Annotated in this window: 21 protein-coding genes; 9 read left to right on the forward strand and 12 right to left on the reverse strand. The window is 47.9% G+C overall.

The features are described from left to right. Positions 1-99: 99 nt before the first annotated feature. Positions 100-1,317: an MDR family MFS transporter gene (locus tag POF51_RS24050; protein ID WP_271756248.1), complete on the reverse strand. Its 1,218-nt coding sequence runs from the start codon at positions 1,315-1,317 to the stop codon at positions 100-102. A 134-nt stretch (positions 1,318-1,451) separates the two neighbouring features. Here POF51_RS24050 and POF51_RS24055 point away from each other — a divergent pair, with 134 nt between their 5' ends. Next, on the forward strand, positions 1,452-2,333 hold the full coding sequence (locus tag POF51_RS24055; RefSeq protein WP_017247917.1) for a LysR family transcriptional regulator: 882 nt from the start codon (positions 1,452-1,454) through the stop codon (positions 2,331-2,333). Positions 2,334-2,341: 8 nt separating this feature from the next. Here the strand turns inward: POF51_RS24055 and POF51_RS24060 are convergent, their stop codons facing one another. After that, a complete protein-coding gene (locus POF51_RS24060) occupies positions 2,342-3,010 on the reverse strand; it encodes a phosphatase PAP2 family protein (RefSeq protein ID WP_173621519.1) in 669 nt (222 codons plus the stop codon). Continuing rightward, positions 3,007-3,459, reverse strand: coding sequence for a YaiI/YqxD family protein (locus tag POF51_RS24065; protein WP_017247915.1), 453 nt, complete (start codon positions 3,457-3,459; stop codon positions 3,007-3,009). The genes POF51_RS24060 and POF51_RS24065 overlap by 4 nt, the downstream gene beginning before the upstream one ends. A 69-nt stretch (positions 3,460-3,528) precedes the next feature. Here POF51_RS24065 and POF51_RS24070 point away from each other — a divergent pair, with 69 nt between their 5' ends. Next, positions 3,529-3,855 (forward strand): hypothetical protein, encoded by a 327-nt coding sequence (locus POF51_RS24070; protein ID WP_017247914.1) that lies wholly within the window; start codon positions 3,529-3,531, stop codon positions 3,853-3,855. 74 nt (positions 3,856-3,929) lie between these two features. On the opposite strand, the gene POF51_RS24075 is transcribed toward POF51_RS24070, so the two are convergent. Then, positions 3,930-4,844 carry a S8 family peptidase gene (locus POF51_RS24075; RefSeq protein ID WP_069852188.1) on the reverse strand — a complete coding sequence of 305 codons (915 nt, stop codon included), beginning with the start codon at positions 4,842-4,844 and terminating at the stop codon, positions 3,930-3,932. 187 nt (positions 4,845-5,031) lie between these two features. Between POF51_RS24075 and POF51_RS24080 the strand changes: the two genes are divergently transcribed. Beyond that, positions 5,032-5,298 (forward strand): stage VI sporulation protein F, encoded by a 267-nt coding sequence (locus tag POF51_RS24080; RefSeq protein ID WP_069852190.1) that lies wholly within the window; start codon positions 5,032-5,034, stop codon positions 5,296-5,298. Positions 5,299-5,410: 112 nt separating this feature from the next. On the opposite strand, the gene POF51_RS24085 is transcribed toward POF51_RS24080, so the two are convergent. The 4 genes from POF51_RS24085 to rnz form a co-directional block, all read right to left on the reverse strand. Further along, the gene (locus POF51_RS24085; RefSeq protein WP_100169674.1) at positions 5,411-5,500 is read right to left on the reverse strand and encodes a YjcZ family sporulation protein; all 90 of its coding nucleotides are present in this window, start codon (positions 5,498-5,500) and stop codon (positions 5,411-5,413) included. Between the two features lie 128 nt (positions 5,501-5,628). Then, positions 5,629-6,285, reverse strand: a complete 657-nt coding sequence (locus POF51_RS24090; protein ID WP_271756249.1) for a YczE/YyaS/YitT family protein — start codon at positions 6,283-6,285, stop codon at positions 5,629-5,631. Between the two features lie 26 nt (positions 6,286-6,311). Then, complete coding sequence (locus POF51_RS24095; protein WP_017247910.1) at positions 6,312-6,536, reverse strand: hypothetical protein; 225 nt, start codon at positions 6,534-6,536, stop codon at positions 6,312-6,314. 43 nt (positions 6,537-6,579) lie between these two features. Continuing rightward, positions 6,580-7,536, reverse strand: coding sequence for a ribonuclease Z (gene rnz, locus POF51_RS24100; RefSeq protein WP_017247909.1), 957 nt, complete (start codon positions 7,534-7,536; stop codon positions 6,580-6,582). 126 nt (positions 7,537-7,662) lie between these two features. Between rnz and POF51_RS24105 the strand changes: the two genes are divergently transcribed. The 3 genes from POF51_RS24105 to POF51_RS24115 are packed head-to-tail and all read left to right on the forward strand — an operon-like array spanning position 7,663 to position 10,252. After that, positions 7,663-8,655 (forward strand): ABC transporter substrate-binding protein, encoded by a 993-nt coding sequence (locus POF51_RS24105; protein ID WP_069852192.1) that lies wholly within the window; start codon positions 7,663-7,665, stop codon positions 8,653-8,655. A 6-nt stretch (positions 8,656-8,661) separates the two neighbouring features. Then, positions 8,662-9,465 (forward strand): ABC transporter ATP-binding protein, encoded by an 804-nt coding sequence (locus POF51_RS24110; RefSeq protein ID WP_069852194.1) that lies wholly within the window; start codon positions 8,662-8,664, stop codon positions 9,463-9,465. Further along, positions 9,446-10,252, forward strand: coding sequence for an ABC transporter permease (locus POF51_RS24115; RefSeq protein WP_069852196.1), 807 nt, complete (start codon positions 9,446-9,448; stop codon positions 10,250-10,252). Before POF51_RS24110 ends, POF51_RS24115 begins: the two co-directional genes overlap by 20 nt. Positions 10,253-10,332: 80 nt before the next feature. Here the strand turns inward: POF51_RS24115 and POF51_RS24120 are convergent, their stop codons facing one another. The 3 genes from POF51_RS24120 to POF51_RS24130 all read right to left on the reverse strand — a co-directional run bounded on the left by POF51_RS24120 (position 10,333) and on the right by POF51_RS24130 (position 12,182). Next, the gene (locus POF51_RS24120; RefSeq protein ID WP_069852198.1) at positions 10,333-10,719 is read right to left on the reverse strand and encodes a VOC family protein; all 387 of its coding nucleotides are present in this window, start codon (positions 10,717-10,719) and stop codon (positions 10,333-10,335) included. A 64-nt stretch (positions 10,720-10,783) separates the two neighbouring features. After that, on the reverse strand, positions 10,784-11,743 hold the full coding sequence (locus tag POF51_RS24125; protein WP_271756250.1) for a tetratricopeptide repeat protein: 960 nt from the start codon (positions 11,741-11,743) through the stop codon (positions 10,784-10,786). A 64-nt stretch (positions 11,744-11,807) separates the two neighbouring features. Then, a complete protein-coding gene (locus POF51_RS24130; RefSeq protein WP_012685928.1) occupies positions 11,808-12,182 on the reverse strand; it encodes a hypothetical protein in 375 nt (124 codons plus the stop codon). Between the two features lie 166 nt (positions 12,183-12,348). On the opposite strand from POF51_RS24130, the gene POF51_RS24135 reads away from it, so the two are divergent. Both POF51_RS24135 and POF51_RS24140 read left to right on the forward strand, forming a co-directional pair. Next, positions 12,349-12,792, forward strand: coding sequence for a DUF2621 domain-containing protein (locus POF51_RS24135; RefSeq protein WP_017247903.1), 444 nt, complete (start codon positions 12,349-12,351; stop codon positions 12,790-12,792). A gap of 65 nt (positions 12,793-12,857) precedes the next feature. Beyond that, positions 12,858-13,100, forward strand: a complete 243-nt coding sequence (locus POF51_RS24140; protein WP_271756251.1) for a hypothetical protein — start codon at positions 12,858-12,860, stop codon at positions 13,098-13,100. A gap of 93 nt (positions 13,101-13,193) precedes the next feature. On the opposite strand, the gene POF51_RS24145 is transcribed toward POF51_RS24140, so the two are convergent. Further along, on the reverse strand, positions 13,194-13,793 hold the full coding sequence (locus POF51_RS24145; protein WP_069852204.1) for a DUF502 domain-containing protein: 600 nt from the start codon (positions 13,791-13,793) through the stop codon (positions 13,194-13,196). A 98-nt stretch (positions 13,794-13,891) separates the two neighbouring features. Here POF51_RS24145 and POF51_RS24150 point away from each other — a divergent pair, with 98 nt between their 5' ends. After that, positions 13,892-14,719 carry a sulfurtransferase gene (locus POF51_RS24150; RefSeq protein ID WP_271756252.1) on the forward strand — a complete coding sequence of 276 codons (828 nt, stop codon included), beginning with the start codon at positions 13,892-13,894 and terminating at the stop codon, positions 14,717-14,719. Positions 14,720-14,794: the final 75 nt, after the last annotated feature.

Genomic DNA, 14,794 nt, shown 5'->3' on the forward strand with positions numbered 1-14,794 from the left:
TCATATCTTCCATAAAATTCCCTCACTTTCTTGCGCCAATCTTCTCTATCGTTATATACGTATGAACAATGGAAAATGTTTCATTTCGCCCAAAAATATTTACGATCGAGCTATTTTCTTAAGATCATTCCCGATTTGTCCGGTTTGTTGTTCCATGCGATATAGCATCCAGGTCACCCAAAACCCGATGACCAAACAAATGGTCCATGGCAGCCACGGCGTTTGCAAGCGCAGCCCTACATCGTACACCCATCCTCCTGCTATTTGTCCGAACGAACCCCCGATGGCAATCGAATACCCGTTGAAGCCGTAATAGGCGCCAACCAAGTCCTTGGGAGCAAAACGAGGAACGACATCCACCAGATTCGGAACAGCAATCATGGTACCCAGTGCAAAAAGGAACACATCCAAAAGAATGAGCCACAATGAATCGGCAAACGTGAACAAAAATAGTCCCACACTCATAAACAACGTTCCGATGCCAATCAAGGTAAGCCTTTGCTGATAACCCTCCAGCAATTGTGTCACTTTCATTTGAAATAAGATCACAAACAGCGAGAGAGCAGAAAGCACGATCCCTACATTCACCTTGCTATGCGTAACATTTTCAACAAACTGCGGAATCGTTAAAAACACCTGCATATTCAAGTAATAATACCCCATCAAAATAAAGGTATATCGTACAAACAGCTTGTCCTTCACTACCGTGGACATACTTTCCCATATGCTATGCCGTGTATTAGTGGCGCGAATTGGTGGGAATAAAAAGAAGATCACGATTGTATTCACTCCGAAAACGGCTCCTGCAAACAACGAAATGTACGTAAAATCAATAGCCGAGAGTGCTGTCCCCACGATTTGGGAACCGACAACCGCAATATTTCCAAGCACATTGCGAAGGGAGAATACTTCTTTTCGAATGGCCTCAGGTGTAATAATCGCATAGGCAGCAGAGCAAGCAGGCTCAAACAACGCCCCACCCAATCCGGAAAGAATCGCGGCAACAAAAAAGTGCCAGGTCTCGGTACAAAAAGCGAACATCGCAAAACCAACGGCACGTACGCCCAATCCGAGGAACATCGCCCCTTTGTATCCGAAGGCATCCGCGATCACACCGCCTAAAAAAGCAAGACCTTGCTGGGAAAACTGTCTGACACTCAGGACAATCCCTGCCATCGCCAGTGTCCAGCCGATGCTGCCCGTCAAATACAAAGTGAGGTACGGGATTAATGCATAAAAACCCATATTCATCATAAAAGATGTGCTTAACAAGAGCTTCACTGAAAAGGGCGTTTCTCGCCACCATTCCCACTTCATCCCAATACCCCTCGCTCTCCCGATAGCCCACATGAAATAAGGATATCCCCAGCTTAGCGAACAGGGTATAATTTGGGAAACGAACATTTTTGTATATGGTAATCAAATATTTAGATAAGAGGGATTCCAACTGTATGGACTTCGAACAATTACGCGCTTTCTACACATTGGCCCAAACGAAAAATTTCACCAAGGCTGCGGAAATGCTCCACTTAGTCCAGTCTACGGTGACAATGCGAATCAAGCAACTGGAAGAAAAAGTTGGCAAACCTCTTTTCATTCGTGATAAAAGAAGTGTTGAGATTACCCAAGCGGGCTTAACCCTTTTACCGTATGCAGAGAGAATCCTCAAACTGTCCCATGAAGCCCTAAATGAAGTCGCTTCACTCCAGCCTTATGAAGACTATTTATCGATCGGCAGCTTAAACGCGATCTGGACTTCCACCCTCGAGCCAATCTTGAAAGAATACCACTATCGGTATCCACAAATTGCGATCAGCACCAAGACAGGGCACTCGTCGGATGTCATCCAGTATTTGCTGGACAACGTGATTCAAATCGGAATCGTGTACGTTCCCCCATCCTTGCCCAACTTTGACGTTATTCCAACGTGGGATGATGAAATTGTCTTGGTTTGCTGTCCAGAGAGCCCCATTGCCGCATCTACACACGTCGATTCGCGCGAGCTGCGCAATCTGCCGCTGCTGTACATGAATTGGGGCCCTCCTTTTAACGAGTGGATTAGACAGACATTGCCGCGTAATTACGTACCCAAGCTGACAGTAGACAAAGCGGAGCTCGCCATCGATCTGATCAAAGAAGGTCTCGGCGTGAGCTTGTTGACGCGCTCTACCGTCAAAGCAGAGCTTGCGGCAGGTACCTTGAAGGAACTGATCATAACAGGCAATAAACCTCCCAAACGATCGGCGTACATCGTCTTGCCAAAGGACAAAAAAAATAAACCCAGCGTAGAAAAATGGCTGAGTTTAATGAGTGAATTAGGGTATTCCACCTAGCTTGCTTATTACCTGGACTGCGGTATGGGGTCGACGACCGTGCTTCGTCTCCCCATCCATTCTTCATAGCCAAGACGAAGGAGAAAGTACCAGCACATCGACAGGAAAAAGCCGGTAAGCACATCGCTCAAATAATGAACCCCCAAGTACACACGGCTGAACGCGAGCAATGCCACGAAAATAAAAACCGCAGGCTGCACGAGCGACGACCATCTTTTCTCCGCAAACCACTGGGCAATCCAAAACGCGACCATGCAATAAAAGGCTGGTCCAATCATCGCATGACCACTCGGAAACGAAAACGACTCCGGCAGCTCAATCAGATTGACGCCACTCGGTCTAGGTCTCTCAAAGAACCGCTTTAAGAGCTCATTCGCTACTTCACTGGCACCGAGGGAAATGAGAACAAACATTGCCTCCACACGATATTTCTTTATGTATAGGACAACGAACATGATCACCGCTACAGGTACAAGAAACATGCCGCCGCCAAGATTGGTTACCAATCGAAAAAAAGCAGTCCCAACATCCGAGCGAATCGACTCTGCAAATGCGATGGCAGCTTGATCCATACCAGCCACTTTCCCTGCTACGTAGAGGGCAAACATGCTTGTGGCAAGTACCGCAAATGTAAGTGCTCCGCGTACATATCCATTTTTTCTAGTTGTCTGATTCATTGTTGATCTCCTCTTTCCATCAAAAAGCGCAAGGACTCAGCAAATCGTTGATCGTCTTCACGCGTGCGAGCAGCAGGCCCCTTTGTACGACCTCCCCCTCGCCGATATCTCGCTTTTTCATTTCGTTCTTCCAAATGAAATGTAATCCGTTCTGGGTCAAAAACCATCCCGTGGGGTGTCAGGGCATGGGCTCTCTTTCCTAGAATAAGCGCTGCCAGACCAATATCCTGCGTCACCACGACATCCCCTGAACTCGTTTCGTTCGCCAGCTTCATATCTACGGCTTGTGGGCCGGCATCTACCGTTACATGATTGGCGTTGCCGATTTGATGATTATAACTGGCAAAGGTCAAACAAATCCAGTCGAGCTCCTTGCACAATGCTTGGGCAGTTAAGAGTGCCTGGCGCGGACAAGCATCCGCATCGATAAGAACACGTCCTTTTGACATAGTTGCTCCTTTCGTGTGTATTTCTCTCCCCGTACCGATTCATTTTTGGTATGATGGAAGTGGAGAGGAGTGAGTTCACCTTTGCGCTATCAATTTATCCATGATGAACGGCTAGGTATACGACTTCCCGTGCTGCATCTGGAATGGGAAGATTATTCGAAAGTAGAAAGAGCGGATATGTTGCTGGAATGGGAAGAAATCCGCGCGACCATTCCGGATAAAATACACCGGGTAGAGAAGGTCATTATCGAGAAAACCAAACTAATGTCCGAAGAAGAAAATTTCGTTAGATCTTGCGAATTGAACAGCGAGATCCACGAATTGGCCAGTGTTATTAATGATCTTAATATATGGTTCCGTGTCCAGCAAGACCATGACTCCAAAACCCATCAATAATTCGTTTATAAAAAGCAACAGCTCCTTGGCTTCTTTTTTAGCCTCGGAGCTGTTTTTTCGTAGGAACGCTATGCTTATTTTCGCTTGCGACCAATTTCTAACGCCTTCAGCCCTGCTACATGCGGGGCAGCCATCGAAGTGCCATTCAACTTTTTAAACTGATTTCCCGGCCACGTAGATAAAATATCAACCCCGGGTGCCTTCATATTTACGCCCTTGCCTCTCGCACTGAACGTTGCCAATTTTCCCGTTTGATCAATCGCACTAACCCCTAATACACCATCGTACCGCGCTGGATACTCCGCTTCTCCCCCTCCGTTGCCTGCAGAAGCTACCAGTACGATTCCTTGCTGATAGGCCCGACCAACTGCTCTCGCCATTGCTTCGCTATATTGGGGCATGCCAAAGCTCATGTTGATAACATCCATCTTATTGGCAATTGACCATTGCAGAGCCTGCAAAATGGTCGACAAAGATGATTGACCCTCATGATCAAAAGCACGGACGTCATACAAATGGGCCTCTGGAGAAACTCCGACAATTCCTCTTTGGTTCATCTCGGCTACGATGATCCCTGCGACATGCGTCCCGTGTCCATTTTGTTTGCCGCGCACTAGCTGGATGCCACCCTTTATTTGGCTCTTCAAATCAAAATGATCGCGGGAGATTCCCGTATCGATGACAGCGACCTTGACGCCTGCTCCTCGCCCCTTTCGCCACAATCTCTGTGCCCCCACATATCGCACTCCCCACGGGATTTCATCCTCTCCTTCCGCATGGACGCTTACGGTAATGTTCTCTTCCACCATCGCTTTATACCTTCGAAAAAGCTCCTCATGCTGCTCAAATATCTTTTGTTTGACACACAAGCAAGAAAGGTCATCATAGCAGCGCCATGGAAGTCTCTCGGTTTTGGTCAGAACCTTGGTTTTCAAATCTGACAGAATCTCGGTAAACGGCGTATCCCGATGAAAGCTGACAATTTTCAACCCACTAGCCTCCTGTCATGCATCGTTCTGACTCATCCTATGTCACGGCTCCCTCTGTGGGTTTGGGCCTTTGCACAACGTTGACCAAAATAGGCGAATAGCCGCGTGAATCTGTCCAAGCGAACTCCCTTGCTTTTCCATATAACTGCATAGGGCAGGCGTATTCCTTTGAAAGGAGCGAAGCATCATGGCAAAAGCAAAAGCAAGGGCAAAGGTCAAGCAAAAAGCGAAGGGCAGTCCACGTGACTTACTGAAATCCATCAACAAGAAAAGCAAGAAAAAATGGACGATGGGCGATGTACGATCACTGGCCAGAGACTTCTCCATGAAAGACTTGAAGGATGACAAGAAATTAAGCGAGCTGATTAAAAAAGTCAGCAAGGCGGTCGGAGTCAAATTATCCGATCAGCAAATGTCCAGCGTGAAAAAACAAGTGCATGATCGCCTGGGATAGGAAATGCCTCCCTTTGGCTTCGCCCCTCTTTGGCGAAGCCTTTTTTTGCAAAACAAAAGAGAGAGCGAAAAATCGCTCTCCCTCCTGGCGAAGCTAATGACCAGTGTTTTCGTTAGTCGCAAGAGCAAGCAACGATAACGAGCAGTACGAACAACACCAGTATTAAAGCAAAGTCGTCAAATCCTCCGTTGAACAGACTCATTCGCTTTCCCTCCTTTGCCAGCAACTAGTCATACTGTATGTGCGAATGCTCAAAGATGATTGGACCATCGCCTATACAAGACTGTTTTTCCTGGTTTTTTACACAGTTACTGGCAAATGGAAAGGAGATTAGCTCGCTTGTCTTTCAATTGGCTCTGGCAGTCCATACTGCTTTTTCATGACTTGACGCCAAAACGGAATGGTACGTTGAATCATCGGTCCCGTTAACAGTGCAATCAGTAACGTGCCGATTGACACAGGTCCACCCAACGCAGCACCTGCAAGCAGTACGGTAACTTCTATGATGAGTCGGACTCGCTGGATACTCCAGCCAAGACGCTCGTTCATCGCCAGCATAAAGCTGTCGCGCGGTCCTGCCCCAAGAGAAGGAGATAAATACATCCCGATCCCGACAGTCAAAACAACAACACCTGTGAGAAACATCAAGAGCCTCGCCCAGATAGATTGTAGCTCAGGAATAAAATCTAACCATAAGATAAGATCGAGAAAAACACCAAAGCAAATCATATTTAAGAACATTCCAAAATTAGGCTTCATTTTTGCCACGAAATAAGTGGCGAAAATGACAACGACTCCTACGATCTGAGACCATAGGCCAATCGTTAATCCAAATGTTTTTTGCAGGCCGATATGAAAGGTTTCCCAAGGTGCTACGCCGAGGTTTGCTTTAATGGCCAGTACCGTACCGAATGCACCGACGAACAAACCTAGTACAAACATCAAGTAGCGAACTGTGATCGACCTGTTGAACCCTCTGCCAGACACGTCTGCTCATCTCCTGACGATGTGGTTTACTTCCAGCCTGCAATGACTTCGTAAAAAAGTCCGTCCTTACGGTAATACGCTTCGGATTTGGAGAAGTTCAGGTAGGTCTGTGCCTCTGCAAGCTGCTCTCCTGTCAAAATGACCTGACGTTGCTTGTTCACATCGTCTCGATATTCGACAACGAGGCTGACTTCTTCCGACTGACAGTGTTGAATGAGTTCTTCTGGTGTAGCAAAGGTAATCCGCTTCATGCTCCCCCACCTCCTCCATCGTGATCATTCATTATAGCAGGGATTATGGCTTTCTCCCATCGTTTCTCTCTCGTTTTACAGATATGCTGCCAAGATCATCAGCCAATTGGGTCGCCGAAAAAATTTGCTGCGCTTCTGCCAACAGATCCTCCATCGAAAAATCCCCGTCTTCATCTTCATAACGTGGACTAAAGTGAGTCAGGCACAGTTCTTTCACGCCCGCGTCTTTGGCAATTTGAGCTGCCTCACGTGCTGTGGAATGCCCGCTTCTGGTCGCCAGCTCCTTGTCGTGATGGGCGTAGGTCGCTTCGTGGACGAGCAAATCCGCCCCTTTTGCCAGTTCCACAACCGCTTGGCTCGGCTCCGTATCTCCACTGAAGACGATTTTTCGTCCTGGCTGCGGCTCTCCAACGAAGTCCTTTCCGTCCAGAACACGACCATCCTCGAGCGTGACCTGTTCTCCTCTTTTCAAGGCTCCAAATAACGGCCCTGACGGCACCCCGGCCTGCTTTGCCAGTTCTACTTGAAATGCTCCTGTCTTTTCCTTTTCCATCACAGCATAAGCAAACGAAGGCACGCGATGTTTCGCCATTCGACAGCTCACCACTATTTCTTCGTCCTCGTAGATTACGCCCTCACTGACGATTTTTATTTCCAAGGGATATTGCAAATGAACCGGACTTGCCTCCATGATCGCTCGAAAATATCGGTCGAGCCCTGGTGGTCCGTACAGCTCTAACGGAGTCGGTTCGGTATTGCGCAAAGACCGGCTCGCAAGCAATCCGATCAGTCCGTACAGATGATCCCCATGCAGATGGGTGATAAAGATTTTATCCAACTGACTAATTTTCATCGGTGCTCGCAGTAGCTGGTGCTGAGTCCCCTCTCCGCAGTCAAACAACCACCACTTGCCTGCCTGTAAAAATCGCAAGCCGATCCCACTCACATTTCTTCGCGTAGTAGGTGCACCTGATCCGGTGCCTAAAAATGTAACGATCATGCTATGTCCATCTCCTTTGTGGCCTTCCCTCATCATGTGCCTGTCTCTATCTCTAGGCATTCACCCTTTTTTGTCTGGGCGCATAGCCTACAACATACAAAGCCTAGCAAGGAGGGACTCCTAATCATGAAACGCTTTTTGGCGCTGGGGCTGGCCGCTTTTCTCGCTATGACGGCCGTCTTGACTGGCTGCTCCAGCACTCCCGAAAAAATAAGAATTGGTGAAGTGACTCGTTCTTTGTTTTACGCCCCGCAATATGTCGCACTTGAAAAAGGATTTTTCAAGGAAGAAGGTCTGGAAGTAGAGCTCTCAACCATACCTGGCGGAGATAAAGTGATGGCAGCTCTGTTATCTGGCGGCGTCGAAGTCGCGCTCGTCGGCTCCGAGACTAGCATCTACGTCTCTCAGCAAGGAGCTGCCGATCCAGTTGTCAACTTTGCACAGCTCACGCAGACGGACGGTACCTTCCTTGTTTCCCGCGACAAAATGGATGACTTTACTTTCGACAAGCTAAAGGGCAGTGTCTTCTTGGGCCAACGTAAAGGCGGCATGCCGCAAATGGTCGGCGAGTATGTACTCAAAAAGCACAATATCAATCCGCAAGGCGACCTGGAACTCATTCAGAATATCGAATTCAAAAATATCGCGTCTTCCTTCGCATCTGGTACCGGAGCGTATGTACAGTTGTTTGAACCGGAAGCCTCCCGCTTTGAACAGGAAGGAATCGGCCATGTCGTCGCCTCTTTTGGCAAAGAGAGCGGAACCGTTCCTTACACAGCCTTTATGACAAAACAAAGCTATATCGACAGCAACGCAGCAGCTATTCAAAAGTTTACCAATGCGGTCTACAAAGGGCAACAGTGGGTTGCCAGCCACAGTGCACAAGAAACGGCTGATGTGATTGGCAAGTACTTCGAGCAAATCGATCCAAAGATTCTGGAAATCGCTGTACAGCGTTACTTGGAGCAGGGCTCCTACGCTACCGATCCCATCCTAGACGAAAAGGAATGGAACCAGCTACAAGATATTATGGATTCCGCTGGTGAGTTAAAGCAACGTGCTGATTACACCAAGCTGGTAAACACCACATTTGCTACCCAATCCAAGGAAGGGAAATAGGCCGTCATGAAGCAGATTTCTTCTACGCCGGCAAAAATAGAACTCGGCCACGTGACCCATCTTTATTTATCCACGACCAGGGCGTTCATGGCGGTCCAAGACATTAACCTGCGCGTGGAGGAAGGCGATTTCATTTGTCTGGTTGGTCCCAGCGGTTGTGGAAAGACGACGTTGCTCTCCCTTATTGCAGGGCTTGAGAAGCCGACAGCAGGCAAGGTGTGGATCGACGGAAGAGCAGTCAGCGGAACGTCTAGGCAAGTTGGCTACATGCTTCAGCAAGATTATTTGTTCAATTGGCGCTCCATCGAAGATAACGTGTTTCTCGGACTCGATATCCAAGGCATCCGCTCCAAGGAAACAGAAGAGTACGCCCTGCATCTGCTGGATGAAATGGAACTGTCTGATGTGCGCAAATCCTCTCCCCTACAGCTGTCAGGCGGCATGCGACAACGGGTTGCACTCGTCCGAACACTCGCCTGTCAACCTGATGTGCTGTTGCTTGACGAACCATTTTCTGCATTAGACTACCAAACCAAACTCAAGCTCGAAGACTTGATCTTTTCAACACTACGCCGGCATAAAAAAACGGCAGTCCTTGTGACACATGATCTCTCGGAATCGATCGCGATGGGCGATCGCGTTTATATCTTTTCACGCAACCCGGGACGCATCAACAGCGAGATTGTCGTACCCAACCCGATCCGGGATGCTCTGCCGTTCGACGCCAGAAATCATGATGGATTCCAAGACTTGTTCCATCGCGTGTGGAAAGAGATGGAGGTAGTGTCTGATGCAGCCAAAGGAAATTGAATCCGTCCATCGTCGCTACTTGCAGCTTGAAAAGCGTATGAGCTTTTCCGTCTTTGCCACACAATTGTTTCTCTTTCTCGTCTTTCTCGGCTTATGGGAGCTCTTGGCTCGAACAAACACCATTAATGCACTCATCTTCAGCTATCCCTCCAAGGTTTGGGCTCAATTTTGGTTGCAGCTGCAAGATGGCAGTCTTCTCCCGCATGTCGGCTTGACCGTATGGGAAACGATTATCGGCTTTCTCTTAGGCACGATTCTTGGAACCGTCATGGCAACGATTATATGGTGGTCCCCTTTTCTCTCCCGCGTACTAGAGCCTTATCTGGTTATTGCCAACAGTATGCCAAAGGTAGCCCTCGGTCCGGTTTTCATCGTCGGCTTTGGTCCAGGTTTGCTCTCCGTCATAGCCATGGGGTGCGCGATCTCGGTCATCATCACCACAATCAACGTCTACACCAGCTTCAAAGAAGTCAATCAAAATTACGTCAAAGTCGTGCAAACACTTGGAGGGAGCAAACGGCAAATCTTCACGCTCGTCATTTTGCCAGCTACCATCCCAACCCTTCTCGCAACGCTGAAAGTGAATGTCGGACTTTCGTGGGTGGGCGTCATCGTCGGAGAGTTTCTCGTATCCCAGCAAGGCTTGGGGTATTTGATCATATACGGCTTCCAAGTATTTAATTTCACCCTGGTCATGATGAGCTTAGCCATTATCGCGGTCATCGCTACCCTGATGTATCAAGGCGTAGCCTATATAGAGCGGCGGCTCACCAGCCAGTTCAAATAGATGGCTTCTAAAAAACGGTGCCAACCATCTACCGAGGATGATTGCACCGTTTTTTCATGGATCAATAGGTTCTTACGAGGTTAAGGGGCCACGATCTCGACCTTAATTCTATCTGGGTCCTCGAAAAACAAAGCATAATGTCCCTCGCCTCCAGCATGCGGATGCCGATCCTGATAGAGCAAAGAGATACCGCGACGAGCAGCTTCCTCCCGCAGCTTTTCCACATGTTCTCGATCCCGTGCGTAAAATGCCAGATGATTCAAACCGACTCGACACCGATGATACGGGGTATCGAGGAATCGCTCTTCGGCCTGAACGAATACCAGATAGGTACCATTCTGTTTCCAGCTTACCCCACTGGCCCATTCTTGATATCGCACATAGCCCAGCTCTTCCTCCAGCAACCAGCCCCAAAAATCTTTGGAGCGTGCCAAATTGGAGACGTACACTTCAACATGATGCAGCATCCCACAGTCCCCCTTTTACAGAAAAACGCCCGACAGCGAAGTGCCGGGCGCTCTAGCTATCGATTTACTTCCAAAACTTCCACTTGCTCTTCTTCGCTGTAGGATCGTCCATGTGGCTCTCGACGACCTTCTGTTGGGCGGTTGCTTCCACTTCGAGCGCTCCAGGTACTCGATTCAGGAAGTGATCGACCATAGGCTTGTAGTTATCTGGCAAATGCTCTTGCATGCTACGCAGAATGACGATTGCCTTTTCCATTTGATCGGTTGCCAACAGAGCGTTGGCATAGTTGAAGCCAGCATACGGATACGGGAAATGCGGCGTCCAGAACTTTTCACAAATCTGAATCAACTGATAGACATAACCCGCTTGTCCCAATTCACCTGTCACAGTCATGACGACCTCAAAGCGGTCTTTCGCTCCTTCAATCGCTACCGTGTACCATTTCATCGCATTCAGGAGATCCTCCTCCGTCAAAGCCAGACGAGCCAGCTGCAGCTGTGGTCTCCAAGCGCCTTCTTTACTTGCCAACGCCTCTAGCTGCCCTTTCAGTTCATCCTTTTTCCCTCTTTGCACGAAGCTCTCGACAAACATGTTCAAGCCATTTTCTTGATTCGGGTCTTTGTGCAGACCAGTATGTAGGGTCTCGAATGCTTTTGGCTCATCTCCCTCAAACGCGAAAATCTTTGCCAAATTGGTGCAAGCCGTACCCGATGACGGGAATCGTTCCAGACAATCTGTCAGGATTTTTTTAGCGCTTTCAAATTCTCTCGCCTGCATATGAACGACTGCACGGAAAATGAGAGCAGACTCGATTGGACCGTATAATTCGAGAAGCCTGTCAGCAGCGACAGCGGCTTGCTCATGAAATTGACCCTTCACCAACTCCATCGCAAAATCGCGAAGCTTATCTTTTTCATCCCAGTACTTATCCAGATTTTGCGGAATGATTGTTTTCTGGTAGTCCTCTCGGGACATATCGATGGTTTGACCAAACTCATTGGTAAACGTCACAAATTCAGACATGAAACAGCCTCGCTTTCATTTCCTCACAAAAGTTTCAAATTCTCCACACAAGGAAAACCGCCAATTAGATCCATGCTTTGATATTTACTTTACGGATAAATTCCTCCATTGATTCCTTCGCGGGTTCGTCATTTGCCTCTTCTGCATCTTCCATGCCCATCAGTTGTCGAAACAGTGCTTCGTTCCTTGTCGCCAATGCAAAATCAAGTAAAGCCTCATGCGAGATGCGATTGGCTTCTTCCTCCAGCAATTGCTCCTCCAAGGCGATATCCTCTTCTACAACAGCGATATGCTTATCAATTTTCGGTATGCGTAAAACCCAGGAAAATGCGCTGTCCGGATTGCGGTCACGAGCAATCAGGTAACCGTATTCACCCAAAGGCAAACCTTGCTCGAAGGAGTCGGCAACAATGACGACGCGTTGTCCAAGCTTGAACATGAGCGTCAACTCCCAATAAAGATTAATTCTAATCATACTAAATTGTATGTGTTCTTGGGAAGAGCAAACCCAAGGATAGGCAAACGCACAAAAAGTTTGTTGCTCGAACCAAAATAAGGTACAATTTTTACTAGTGAATGGATATTGGTAATGAGGTGTACAAGGTATGGGTGAAATGTCTACAGGGTTTTCCCTGTTTATCGTTGGCTGGACCATTGTTCTCGTAAGTCTTATGGCGATTGGCGGGTATTTCATGTTCCGCAAATTTCTCAAGTCCATGCCCAAGCAAGATGGAAAATCTGACTTGGATTGGCAAGATCATTACATTGATCAGACACGTGCACTCTGGACAGATGAGGGTCTGACCTTGCTCAATGAATTGGTTGATCCTGTGCCACAGTTGTTTCGTGATGTTGCGAGACGTTCCATTGCAGCGAGAATCGGCCAGATCGCACTGGAAGAGAAAGCAACCACCATTACAACAGATTTGATTGTAAAGGGGTACATCGTAGCAACCCCCAAGCGTGACCACAAATGGCTCATTGCTCACCTGAAATCCAAAGAAATCGACTACACTCCCTATGAGAAATATTTGAATGCCGAGGGATAATTGAAACTTCCTGTGGAGTGATCCGTAAAAAAGGGTAAGACCTTTTTGGCAAGGAGACGATGTGGATGTCAGTCCTACTCACGATTTTGGGGATCGGTTTCGTTATCTTGATTATTGCGATTGTCATAGTGGCGGTCCTCTTTAAGAAAGGCGTCCGGTTCTTGTGGAAAATGACCGGACGTGGCTATCACAAGTACAGCAGCAGTGATTACCGATATCGCCCTTTTTGGAAGATGGGGCATCGAACATACGGTCATCGTCATTATCGTCGCAAATATTCTAGCCATAGTGGATTTTTTAGCAGCTAATGTAATTGAAATGAGAGAACATGAAGGAAGTTCCCAAAACAAGCAACAAACCTCCAAAACCACTAGATTAGTGGCGCTGGAGGTTTGTTTTATTTAAGCATCGCTGCTTTTTTTGTTTACGTTTTGCGGCCCTCCGGATATCCCACCCGATACCAGGAATGCCATGATTTCTGAGCTCTCCGTATCAAGCAGCTGTACCTGATCGCTCGGGAACAACAGGAGATTCCCTGCAAAATTGTACGACTGTGGCAAATAGACCGCTACGTGGTCTGTGAGACCAAAAGAATCGAGGCTTTCCTTTGTAATAAACCCCATTGCCTTCGCATTTCCATCCTTAGATAGCGTCACGAGCACCGGCTTGTCAAAGCTCTTCTTCTCACCTACAAACGCTCCGATCAAATCCTTGATGGACGTATAAATGAGTTTGATAAACGGCACTTTCTCGAAGAGGGTGGACACGAGCGAAAGCAACCCGCGTGTCAGCACATTGGATGCAAGGAAGCCTACAATCGTGATGCCGAGTATGGTCAGGAGGAAGCCCAGTCCTGGAATTTGGAGGTTAAACCAGTTGTGGACCAGCTTATAGAACCAGCTATCCACTGTCGTGAAAATCCAGTACAAAATATAAATCGTCACTGCCAAAGGAATGACAAACAATAACCCCTCTAAAAAATAGCGAATGAAACGCTTCATCTTTCTTCTCCTCTCCCCTATCCACCTACCGTAATTATTGTACCTGATTGGGTTGCCATCTGCTATGATGAAGAAAAAAAGAGAAAGTAGGGAGATTCATGCAAGCACTTGTCACACCTCAATGGCTCAAGGATCATCTGAACGATGAAAATTTGCTGATCGTCGATTGTCGTTTTGCTTTAAGTGCTTCTGAAGCAGGTGCAGAGGAATACGGGAAAGATCATATCCCGCAAGCCCTCTACTTTCATCTGAACCGTGACCTTTCTGGTTCCAAAAGCGAGCATGGTGGACGTCATCCTCTACCAGATCCAGATCTGTTAGCTGCCCATTTTTCAAATGCGGGAATCGATGCCAACACGACTGTCATCGCCTATGATGATCAGGAAATGGCGATGGCTGGACGTCTATGGTGGCTGCTGCGATACCTTGGTCACGATCGGGTAGCTGTACTCGACGGCGGATACGCTGCTTGGAAAAAAGCTGGTTATGAGGTAACAGCAGAAGTACCTACTGTACAAGCTCGAGAGTTCGTCCCCCATGTCCGCCACGACATGCTGGTTGACATGGAATGTGTCAAAAAACGCAGCGAGCATACTATATTACTCGATTCTCGTGCGCCAGAACGCTACCGCGGTGAGAATGAACCGATCGACGCAAAAGCAGGTCACATACCCGGGGCGCACAATTTCTTTTATAAGGACAACCTCGCTGCTGATCAGACGATGCTTCCGGCAGACGAGCTGCAAAAGCGTCTCGCTCCTTACGCTGACAAAGAATTGATCGTCTATTGCGGCTCAGGCGTGACAGCTTGCTCCAATCTGCTTGCTTTCCATGCTGCTGGTCGAACAGATGTGAAATTGTATTTGGGTAGCTGGAGTGATTGGAGCTCGTACGAGGAAAATCCGGTTGCTACCGGTGAAGAGTAATTCCAAAAATGGAATGGCGGCGATCGCTTCCCTACGATACTGGGAGCGGTCGCCTTATTGTTCAAAGAAAATAAA

This window comes from Brevibacillus sp. AG (assembly GCF_028369215.1).
Taxonomy (GTDB): Bacteria; Bacillota; Bacilli; order Brevibacillales; family Brevibacillaceae; genus Brevibacillus; species Brevibacillus porteri.